The following is a 9,893-nucleotide window of genomic DNA, read 5'->3' on the forward strand; positions in this document are numbered from 1 at the left end:
TGACGGTTGTTGGCGGGATATTATTCCGTGTCCCGGCCTGCGGCGGCTTTCTGCAACTGCCGGACCAACGGAAGAATGGTCTTCTCCAGATCCTTGGCCGTCATCTGGCCAATGTGTTTATAAGCGATCATGCCCTGGTCATCGACGATAAAGGTTTCTGGTACCCCGTAGACACCCCATTCGATGGATGCACGGCCGTCGAGGTCGGCCCCGGTTCGCTCATAAGGGTCGCCGAAGGTCCTAAGCCAACGTTCTGCGTCGTCAGGTTCGTCCCGCTGATTGATGCCGAAAATCGAGACAATATTGCGGCGCGATATTTCCATGAGGAGTGGATGCTCCACTCGGCAAGGCACGCACCATGACGCGAAGACGTTTACGAGTGATACCTGCCCCTTTAAATCCGCGCTCGAAAGGCCAAGGTCTCTCCCTTGTACGGGCTGGAGCGCGAATTCGGGAACCGGCTTGCCGATCAAAACGGAGGGAATTTCTCTTGGCCGCAGTGTGAGACCGATACCAAGTGCCACGGCGACGACGAGGAACACCGCAACAGGGGCTAGGTAGCGCGCCCGTCCGAAACTCCGCGCCCGTCTCTCGCTGTCGACATTTCCAATGACTTCCACTTCTTTTGTCATTTCTTACTCGATTCCCGCCGAGCGGCGGCCTCGACGGCGGCTCGACGCCAGGGACAACGCTAGCTGCTATTCTTGGTGGTGCAAAGTCGTGATGGGTCCGCCCATGGTTATCCGCCAGCCGCATCATCACCTGATATGAGGGCCCCGTTTATCTCGCTGTCGGCCCGGACCCCCTTCGGTCATTCCTCGCTCACATCTGAATTGGCGCGTTGGCATCAGATTATGTTTCAGGCGCCGCTAATTTTCTTTCGTAGACTGGCTATCTCTCGGCGCAATCGGGCTAGTTCGTCCGGCGCTAGCTTCTTCCGCGGTGGCAGGTCCAGCCTCATCGGGTTGATCTGAATTCCATTTTTCAAGACCTCGTAGTGGAGATTGGGACCCGTTGCGAGGCCGGTCGCACCAATGAAGCCGATGGTGTCGCCCTGGCGAACTCGTGAGCCGACTTTCAGGTCCGCTGCATATTCGCTAAGGTGGCCGTAGGCCGTCTCAAGGGCGCCGGCGTGCCGTATGCGCACATAGTTTCCGAAACTGCCCTTGAACCCACGCTTTACAACCAATCCGTCACCTGCAGCGAAGACCGGTGATCCGTGAGATGCTGCGAAATCGAGGCCCTTGTGCATGCGGCTGTAACCGAGAATAGGGTGGTCTCGTTTTCCAAACCGTGATGACAATCGCGCGCCATCGACGGGGGTCCTTCGAAGGCTCGCTTCAATGCTGTTGCCATTCGAATCGAAATAGCCAGTGAATCCGTCTCCCGTCGTGAAACGCACGAGAGATAGCGTCCGTTCATCGGCCTCAAGAGAGATGAATACGAGGGCGCCAGTGTGAGAGGTATGGTTCACGGCATCTTCGAACTTTTCGAACGCAAACGAAAAGCGGTCACCATTCTTGATGTCTCGTTGAAGATCGACCGCATGACCGAGGATTGGGTAAGCCTGCTCCAAGATTGACGACGGAATATCAAGGGCGCGGGCAGCCTCGTGAAGACTTTCCTTGATCGTGCCATCGGCAAATTGCAAGCGCGAAATATGCTCCACCTGTTTCAGTCTCGCCGTGTATTCGCCCCCATCCTTGCGATTGACGACAATCACTCGGTCGGTTTCAGGGGCCATGACGATGCTTCGAAGGAGTCGGGTCACCCCGTTTGACTCCTCTGTCAATGCGACCTGTATGGTTTGGCCTGCGCGTAGAGTTCTCGGGTCCACAAGGGCTTCGACGCTTGTGGCGGCTTTGAATGCCTCGCTTATAGGAATCCCAAGATCGACCAATACCCCGAGCAGGGTCATTCCCTCGGCGAGCGAAACGTCGATGACCTGGTCTGATTTGTCGACCAAATTGGGTATTTGAGCGACCCTCGCCCATGAATCGTTTGTTGGTTCGAGTGCGGGCTGCGTCAAGGTTTTGGTTGTCGCCGAGGTCGTTCGAGCAGATTCAAATGATTCGTCGTCCGAGGAGGTCCACGCAAAGAATATGACTGTACCGAGAATGGTCGCGCCCAATCCGAGCAACGCTAGGCTTGCGCGATTTGATCGCAGAGTAGCGACGCGGATTTTTAACAATCTCAACCGGAGGTGCCTCCATGACATTTTGTTCAATGTTCCTGTTCTCCTTCAACGATTTCTATTTTCCAAACGCGCCATTGCCGAGGTCGCGTAAGGTTCAGAGTTTTCAACCCGAGTTGGCGGGAACGATACCAGCTCCGCATACTTTGAACTGTGACAGAACCCATTAGGGCACCGCGAACCCTCATCGCTAACGGTCCCCGTTTAGAGCAGTCCTAACAGCATCGAAGAGCGGACCGTCAAGGTCGCCGTGAACGTGAAGCTTTCGACCATTCACGAAGAAGGTGGGTGTGCCTGATACCCCCAAACCAATGGCCTCCGCATAGGAAGCTTGTACGGCGTCTTCCGCGGCGCCGCTTGCAAGGCATGCCTCGAAATCCTTCCGCTCGAGTTTGATATCTGCACCGAGTGCTTGAGGTGAATCGTCCCTCAGATAGTCCTGCATTTCGAACGCGAGGTCGTGGTATTCCCAGAAGCGCCCTTGTTGGTTGGCGCAATAGGCGCCCATCGCCACAACGCGCGATATACCTGAACTGTTAACGGGAAAATCGCGGTATACCACGCGGATATCGTTTCCGAACTCCTGTAATAGCCGGCGAACGGTTGTGGTCGCGGCCTTGCAGTGCTCGCACTGAAAGTCCGCAAACTCGACGACGGTCACTGTCGCGTCGGCGCTGCCTTTGGACGGATAGCCTTCCGTTACAAGGTCGAAGCGAGGTTGTTGCGGAAGAGGCAGGTACCTCTCGTAGCCTTTCTCTTCTCGGATTCTCTCAATCAGGCCGTCCATTCGCGCCCGTTCGCGCTGCTCGCCGAGATAGTTCACGATTTCGGAGCGAATCTGGTCGAGCGGGCGGCCGATGCGCTGCTTGTTGGCATCGTAGAAGGTACGAATTTCAGTGTCGTTTGCGGGCGGAACGGCGAGCAGTTCTTCTCGTATTTCGTTGGTAGGTCGCCCCTCTCTTACCGACATTTCATCGATGTAGCGTTTGACGACGAATCTATCCAGAATGTCTCGGCGCTGTTCGTTGGTCTCAAGTTCGAGCTCAAACATTTCCTGTCGGAGGCGAACTGGCAGTTCCTCACTTCGGATTGTTTCGTCATCGTACCGGAACCCAAAGCCTTCAGCCGCGACGGCTGGCAGTGGTATGGCAATCGCGAGCGCGAACGCAATGACCCCGTGTCGAACAGACTTCATTTCTTCATTCCCATCTTATTTTCTCCAACATTTTCTAGCACCCTTCGCCCTCGATTCGCCCTTATCCGCAAGCCTGATAGGTAATGTCCTAGTGGCTGTGGACTGCCGCAGAGGCGTCAATTGGCTGACCCGTTCCATTCGTCCCGGTGCGCGCGGTTCGTAGCAGGCGAAGCGCGTTGCCTACAACCAACAGCGAAACACCGACATCAGCAGCTATTGCGCCCCAAAGCGTTGCGATGCCTGCGAAGGTGAGAATTGCAAACGCAGCTTTGACGCCTAGCGACAGAGCGATGTTTTGGTGAATGACTGCCAGCGTGCGTCTCGAATGACCAATCAACCACGGTAGTTTCTCCAAATCGTCGGTCATCAGTGCAATGTCCGCGGTCTCAATGGCTGCATCGCTTCCGGCGGCACCCATGGCGACACCGAAGCTGGCGCGTGCCATGGCTGGGGCGTCGTTCACGCCGTCGCCGACCATCGCGACTTCGCCGTATGCCTCCACAAGTCGCTCTACTGCGACGACTTTGTCCTCGGGAAGAAGTTCCGCGTGCACTTCGTCGATACCTATGGCATCGGCAATCGCATTCGCCGTCACGCGGTTGTCGCCGGTGAGCATGACGAGGTGCTCGACGCCGCCGGCTCGAAGAGCCCGAATGGTCGCCTCTGCCGTCGGCCGTACGGTATCGGAGATAGCAAGTAAGCCGCACACGTGCCGATCATTGCCGATGGCGACGACGGTGGTACCGTCTCGCTCTAGCGTCGCGGCTTGTGCCGCGATTTCCGGACTGTCCTGGCCGCGCTCGACCAGATAGCGGTGGGAGCCGAGCCAGAACGGTTCGCCCCCGAATCCTCCGATGACGCCTTTGCCCCGGAGCATTTGAACATCGCTCGCCGGGCGCGGCTGGATCCCACGCTCCTTCGCGAACGCGCTCACCGCGTGGGCCAATGGATGCGTACTAAACGCTTCAAGTGCGGCAGCGCGCTCGATTAGTTCCGCTTCAGTATGCCCATTCAGCGGGATGACACGCACGACTTTCGGTTTCCCCTCTGTCAGGGTGCCCGTCTTGTCGAACGCTAACGCACGGAGTCTCGCTGGTCGCTCGATGAAGACGCCACCCTTGACGAGGACGCCCTGACGCGCAGAAGCCGCGAGCGCGGCGACGATGCTGACTGGCGTCGAAATAACAAGGGCGCAGGGGCATGCGATGACGAGTAAAACCAACGCGCGATAGAACCAGTCGCCCCACCCGGCACCGAACGCGAGCGGTGGGACCAGGAATATCCCGATCGCCAGTACGATGATTGCCGGTGTGTAGATGGCAGCGAACCGTTCTACCCATTGCTCAACGTGCGCCCGACGGCCTTGGGCCTCTTCGACCATGCGGATAATGCGGGCAAGGGTCGTATCGTCGGCACCCTTGGTGCTTTCGACTTCCAGGGCGCCATCGCCGTTGATGGTCCCTGCGAAAACATCATCGCCAGCGTTCTTTTCGACCGGCACGCTCTCGCCGGTTATCGGGGACTGATCGACGCTGGTTGCGCCGAGCACAATCCGGCCGTCAAGCGGAATGCGCTCCCCAGGTTTGACGATGAATCGCGCGCCCACCCTCGCTTCGGCGGCAAGGATTTCTGTTTCTTCGCCCCCACCTGCCCTGATGCGAACCGTTGCAGGCGCCAGATCGAGCAGCGCCGACACAGCCCGACGGGCGCGGCCCACACTCCAGCTTTCCAGCATGAGCGACAGTGCGAACAGGAAAGTCACAGTTGCCGCCTCAAAGTACTCACCAATGCCAACTGCGCCCACAACTGCTATCACCATCAGCAGGTTCATATCGGGGCGAAACCGACGGGCGGCGAACCACGCCTTGGGCAGCACAAAGCGGAGGCCGAAGACAATGGCAACGGTGTATGAGGCGACTTCGGGCCAAGGAATGGCCTGGCCGCCGTGCCCGCCGAACAGTCTGATCGCTTCCCAGACGCCACCTGCGAGCCAAACGTGCAGGAAAAGCCCGCTAAACACGCCGAGACCGCTGAGGAATGTGAACCACACCTGTAGAAGCCGACGACGATCATCGACCGGGCTGCGCTTCTGACCTGGTCGCCAGTCCACAGCCTTCATGCCGGTACGCGCGACCGCCGATCGAACGTCTTGACTGGATACCGGTTGGGAATTCCGGAGGACCTTCATCCGGCCATTCAATATGTCGAAGGCGAGATGCTCTTCACCGCCAACTAGCGGGCCAACTTCTCGTTTTAGAACGGCCACCTCTTCCGCACAGTCAAGACCCTCGACCTTGAAGCTATGCCGCACCGCGCCACCGTGGTTGACCGCATCCGTAGCAGAGTATGGGCTATCGGCATCGCTTGTGTCGCACGAACGATCATCAGCGTGCTGATGACCGCGGTCATTCTGGTGCATATGTTCGTGTCTCTGTCGCATGACCTCGCTCCCGATTCGGCGCGGCGGCCGTACCCTGGAACCGAAGATCGCATCGGATCAGGTAAGTATGGCCGCAATCCGTAAGAACATAGGACCTACAGTGCCTGTAGGTTCAAGGGGCAATTGAATGCGGGTTGGGTCGGAGGTGGTGACCTGAGGAGCGCCTGCGGCAACACTTGTGTTTCGCTCGCGTCAAAACTACGTTTGAGAAGTAAACCTACAGAAACTAGAGGTGTAGGCCCATGATACTTAGCGGCACTCTCACGATCGGTGATCTCTCGCGACAGACCGGCTGCAAGGTGCAGACGATCCGCTATTACGAGGAGATCGGGCTCCTACCTGCGCCAGCCCGTTCTAGCGGCAACCAACGCCGGTACAACCCAGGGCACCTAGACCGCCTGGCGTTCATTCGTCACGGGCGGGAACTTGGCTTTTCGTTGCCGTCAATCCGCGAACTTTTGGGCCTCACCGATCATCCAGCTCGCTCGTGCGAGGCTGCCGACGCCATCGCGCGAGTGCAGCTAGTTCAAGTCGAAAGCCGCATCACGCGGCTGCAAACGCTCAAAAAGGAACTCAAGCGGATGGTGACGGAGTGTGCCGGTGGCCGCATCTCCGATTGCCGCGTGATCGAAGTTCTGGCCGATCACAATAAGTGCCTGCACGAGAATCATCTGCCGCAAGCTTGATTGCAGCTTGCTCACGGTGGGAGAGGGGACGCCAGAATTGGCGGAGGCTGTTGCCGCTGCCTCTCGCAGCAGAGCGAAACTCGTTCGCGATGCTGCGGCGGGCCCACAAGTTCGCCGGCGCGTGGATGCCAATGCACCCCACCTAACCTGTTCTCGAACGGGTCCGAGAGTTAGGTCGCGGATCGACCGATATCTCATTTGGTCCGAAACCGATCATCCGTTGAGGTCAGTGCGATGGACGCGACGGCTGTGCAAACTCAATACCGTTAGCCTCAGGGTGCCACAACGATGGCCGGAGTGCCGATCCCCATTTGAACCAGCGAATTCTCGAATTCCTGTACGCTGCATTCCCTGCAAGACAGGAATTGCTTCCCTGATACGGCGGTGATAATTCCCTGTTTTCACAGCAGGGAGTTTGCCTGCAACACACTGATATCGCGCCCGTATTCGGGTCAAAGTTCGGTCGGTGGTACACTGATTCAGCAATATTCCCTGTATTTTCCCTGTTAATCAGGGAACTTCAGTGGAGACTGGTTCGATCAAGACTGCCAGCACCGCCACCTTCTGCCTCAGTAGGCTCTCCCCACAAAATTGCGCACTCTTCTTCTTGAGACCCAGCGGTATGTCTGGAGGGTACTGACAAGTTAAGTCGTCCAAGGCGAAAAGAACCCTGCTGCTGCGCAGGTTCAAGCGGCGATGGTCGCAACCTCCCAGGCCCGATCAGCTAGGGCTCTCAGGCTCCGAAGGGTTCGCCGCGAGATCAGGTGGGGCTGGATATTGAAGGTGTTGTAGAAGGCAGCGTGAGCGGCAAGGAACCGTTGGGCTGAGCCCTGCGACTTGAACTTCTGCAGCTTTCGCTCCCGGCGCCGGATTGCCAGGTGGGAATTTTCGGCTCGGTTGTTTTCGCGCATGCCGCCCGGCCGATGGCGGTTCGCCAGGTTCAGATCCGAGACCGCCGCACCATACGACGCCAACCCGTCGGTGGTGATCGTTTCCGGGTTGACGCCCTGGTTCTTCAGAAGTCTGCGTAGAAGCTTCAAGGCAGCGGCCATGTTGCGGCGTTTCTGCACCAGGACATCCAGCACCTCGCCCTCGTCGTCGACCGCGCGCCAGAGGTACATCCGGCGCCCGGCGATCTTCACCACCATTTCGTCCAGATGCCAGCGGCCGGTGGGGCGATCACGGCGCCGACGGAGGTTGGACGCGATCAGCGGCCCAAATTTGTTGACCCAGCAGCGCACGGTCTCGCGGCTGACCTCGATGCCGCGCTGCGCCATCAGTTCCTCGACATCCCGGATACTCAGAGTGAAACGGAAGTACAGCCAGACGGCGTGCCGGATCGCATCCGGTGGGAACCTGTGACGTTTGAACGAGATTGGCGGCATATTCTCCTCTGGATCGGGCGCAACCTAGGCCACAATCCAGAGACAAGTTAGCGTTAGCCTGCCAGCACCATCGATCGAACGCTGACCATTACGCAGAACGGCCGGTCGCGTGAGGCCAGCGTCGACGAGGCGCTGCAGCACAAGACCTACCTCGATGCCCTCGCCGGTAACCGTGCTGCCTGTCGTCAGGTTCTAAAGATGATCGCGAAGCGGGAAAAGGCGATAGCCGCGAAGGCGCCGCCTGCACCGGCAGCGACAAGGATCATGGAGCCCAAGGACCCGAGAAACGCCGACGAGGCGCTCTTGATCCTCGGGGTCGCCTCGCCCGACACGAAGTGGGGCGGTTCCCCGGACGATGAACGCGAACGGCTGTTGCTGGAACCGTGGGCGGTAGAGGCGGCGCTCGCCCGACGCGGCGCGCGCCGGCTGTCGGCACGGGACATCGAAGAGGCGCGGCGGTCCACGCGCGATGCGAATAGCCTGTCCTGGCCCCCGCCGGTCGAAGAATGACAGAAGAACTGAACCCCGATCGGAGCACGGGAGAGGACGCTCCAGACGCTATCGGCTATCGCCATCCGCCCACATCAACACGCTTCAAAAAGGGCCACAGCGGTAACCCAAAGGGAAGACCCAAGGGCCGCAAAAATGGGCTGCCCTAGGATGCCGTGCTCGGGCAGAAGGTGACGATCCGCGAGGACGGCGTCGAACGTCAGGTCGGTGCTGCCGAAGCATTCCTCTTGTACATCACCAAGCGGGGTCTCGAAGGTGACGGCCCAGCCGCCCGCGCGACCATGGCTGCCATCGAAGTGGCTCGTGCCGCGCGGGGTGGCGTCAGCGACGCCCTGACCATCATCGTCAGAATCGTATCTCCGGGCAGTATTAGTGGTGGGCTCACCGCGCTCCGCATGGCGGTGAAGCATGATCGCTACCGGCCGACGGCGCGGATCGCGCTCGAACCATGGTTGGTGGAAAAGGCGCTCGAACGACTCGGTGATCGCCGACTGTCGCGCGAGGAGCAGTCGAAGGTATGGAAGGCAACACGGACGCCGAAGAAAGTGAAGTGGCCCGACTGGTGGAAAATTTGAGAATGACGGATCGGCAGGTTTAAGGCTCATAACTGACACGTGAACCCGGTTTAGTGCGAGGAGACCCCTGTCGCTTCGCTGATTCAAGCGGCAACCGGAGTGGCTTCCCACGCCGGTCGGATTGAAACGGACAGCGGTTACAACAAGGTCGCCAACCAAGTTTCCAAGTGGTTGCGGCCTTCGGACTCCTGAAAACTTGTAACCCTTAGATATTCGCTTAGGGAATAGGCGATTCTCGTTGTTTCGCCTGTCGTGCAGAGGCGGCGCGGCCCCTCGGGGAGCACCTCAGGCGGCGGTGTCGCGAAAGCTTAACGGAACTGCCATGGATCGCTTGATCCGGATCAAGCCAGCCGCTCGGTCGGCGTAGTCTACTGATCCACGAAGGAGGCAGAGGCCATGTTCAAGATAATTCGTGTCGCGGTCGATGGCTCGCGTCATGGCGAGCAGGCCGCACGGACAGCCGGAGCACTGGTACTGAAAAGTTAAGTCGTCCAAGGCGAAAAGATTCCTGCTGCTTCACATGCTCAAGCCGCGATGGTCGCAAAGTCCCACGCCCGATTAACTAGGGCTCTCAGGCTCCGAAGAGTTCGTCGGGAGATCAGGTGAGGCGGGATATTGAAGGTGTTGTAGAATGCGGCGTGTGCGGCAAGGAAGCGTTGGGCTGAGCCCTGCGATTTGAACTTCTGCTGCTTTAGAGACAAAGCAGCAGCGCTAAATCCGCCCGAAATCTCACCGGCTATCGCGATAATTTTTTTCAAACGTTGGAAGTCCTTAATCTTCACTCGGTCGAGGTCAAAGGGTGGGAATGGGTTTTCTGGTTGCGGGGAATAAAAACGACAAACACGAACAGCGGTTAGCTACTAGGCATCATCGACCGCCGCCGCCGCCGCCGCCGCCGCCGCCGCCGC

9 protein-coding genes and 1 pseudogene are annotated in these 9,893 nt (G+C 58.7%); 4 read left to right on the top strand and 6 right to left on the bottom strand.

Annotation, left to right across the window (positions count from 1 at the left end):
* Positions 1–20 precede the first annotated feature (20 nt).
* The 4 genes from RID42_18085 to RID42_18100 form a co-directional block, all read right to left on the bottom strand.
* Positions 21–632 (bottom strand): DsbE family thiol:disulfide interchange protein, encoded by a 612-nt coding sequence (locus tag RID42_18085; protein ID MEQ8249588.1) that lies wholly within the window; start codon positions 630–632, stop codon positions 21–23.
* 227 nt (positions 633–859) lie between these two features.
* Positions 860–2,131 carry a M23 family metallopeptidase gene (locus tag RID42_18090; GenBank protein MEQ8249589.1) on the bottom strand — a complete coding sequence of 424 codons (1,272 nt, stop codon included), beginning with the start codon at positions 2,129–2,131 and terminating at the stop codon, positions 860–862.
* A 253-nt stretch (positions 2,132–2,384) separates the two neighbouring features.
* Entirely contained in the window at positions 2,385–3,389 is a 1,005-nt protein-coding gene (locus tag RID42_18095) for a DsbA family protein (GenBank protein ID MEQ8249590.1), read from the bottom strand.
* An 88-nt stretch (positions 3,390–3,477) separates the two neighbouring features.
* Complete coding sequence (locus RID42_18100; GenBank protein ID MEQ8249591.1) at positions 3,478–5,829, bottom strand: heavy metal translocating P-type ATPase; 2,352 nt, start codon at positions 5,827–5,829, stop codon at positions 3,478–3,480.
* A gap of 242 nt (positions 5,830–6,071) precedes the next feature.
* On the opposite strand from RID42_18100, the gene RID42_18105 reads away from it, so the two are divergent.
* On the top strand, positions 6,072–6,515 hold the full coding sequence (locus RID42_18105; protein ID MEQ8249592.1) for a helix-turn-helix domain-containing protein: 444 nt from the start codon (positions 6,072–6,074) through the stop codon (positions 6,513–6,515).
* A gap of 686 nt (positions 6,516–7,201) precedes the next feature.
* Here RID42_18105 and RID42_18110 read toward each other — a convergent pair.
* Positions 7,202–7,900 (bottom strand): IS6 family transposase, encoded by a 699-nt coding sequence (locus RID42_18110; GenBank protein MEQ8249593.1) that lies wholly within the window; start codon positions 7,898–7,900, stop codon positions 7,202–7,204.
* Positions 7,901–8,098: 198 nt separating this feature from the next.
* Here RID42_18110 and RID42_18115 point away from each other — a divergent pair, with 198 nt between their 5' ends.
* From RID42_18115 to RID42_18125, 3 genes are read left to right on the top strand one after another with little or no spacing between them, the layout of a single operon-like run.
* The gene (locus RID42_18115; GenBank protein MEQ8249594.1) at positions 8,099–8,410 is read left to right on the top strand and encodes a hypothetical protein; all 312 of its coding nucleotides are present in this window, start codon (positions 8,099–8,101) and stop codon (positions 8,408–8,410) included.
* Positions 8,407–8,559, top strand: coding sequence for a DUF5681 domain-containing protein (locus RID42_18120; protein MEQ8249595.1), 153 nt, complete (start codon positions 8,407–8,409; stop codon positions 8,557–8,559). The genes RID42_18115 and RID42_18120 overlap by 4 nt, the downstream gene beginning before the upstream one ends.
* A gap of 6 nt (positions 8,560–8,565) precedes the next feature.
* Positions 8,566–8,985, top strand: coding sequence for a hypothetical protein (locus RID42_18125; GenBank protein MEQ8249596.1), 420 nt, complete (start codon positions 8,566–8,568; stop codon positions 8,983–8,985).
* Between the two features lie 524 nt (positions 8,986–9,509).
* On the opposite strand, the pseudogene RID42_18130 reads toward RID42_18125, so the two are convergent.
* A pseudogene (locus RID42_18130) lies at positions 9,510–9,665 on the bottom strand (IS6 family transposase).
* Positions 9,666–9,893: the final 228 nt, after the last annotated feature.

The organism is Alphaproteobacteria bacterium, from assembly GCA_040216735.1.
GTDB lineage: Bacteria > Pseudomonadota > Alphaproteobacteria > SHVP01 > SHVP01 > CALJDF01.

Excerpts from the sequence above, each read along its gene's own strand:
- RID42_18095 (MEQ8249590.1), bottom strand. The coding sequence starts at position 3,389 with ATGAAGTCTGTTCGACACGGGGTCATTGCGTTCGCGCTCGCGATTGCC.
- RID42_18105 (MEQ8249592.1), top strand. The coding sequence starts at position 6,072 with ATGATACTTAGCGGCACTCTCACGATCGGTGATCTCTCGCGACAGACC.
- RID42_18100 (MEQ8249591.1), bottom strand. The coding sequence starts at position 5,829 with ATGCGACAGAGACACGAACATATGCACCAGAATGACCGCGGTCATCAG.
- RID42_18110 (MEQ8249593.1), bottom strand. The coding sequence starts at position 7,900 with ATGCCGCCAATCTCGTTCAAACGTCACAGGTTCCCACCGGATGCGATC.
- RID42_18115 (MEQ8249594.1), top strand. The coding sequence starts at position 8,099 with ATGATCGCGAAGCGGGAAAAGGCGATAGCCGCGAAGGCGCCGCCTGCA.
- RID42_18120 (MEQ8249595.1), top strand. The coding sequence starts at position 8,407 with ATGACAGAAGAACTGAACCCCGATCGGAGCACGGGAGAGGACGCTCCA.
- RID42_18085 (MEQ8249588.1), bottom strand. The coding sequence starts at position 632 with ATGACAAAAGAAGTGGAAGTCATTGGAAATGTCGACAGCGAGAGACGG.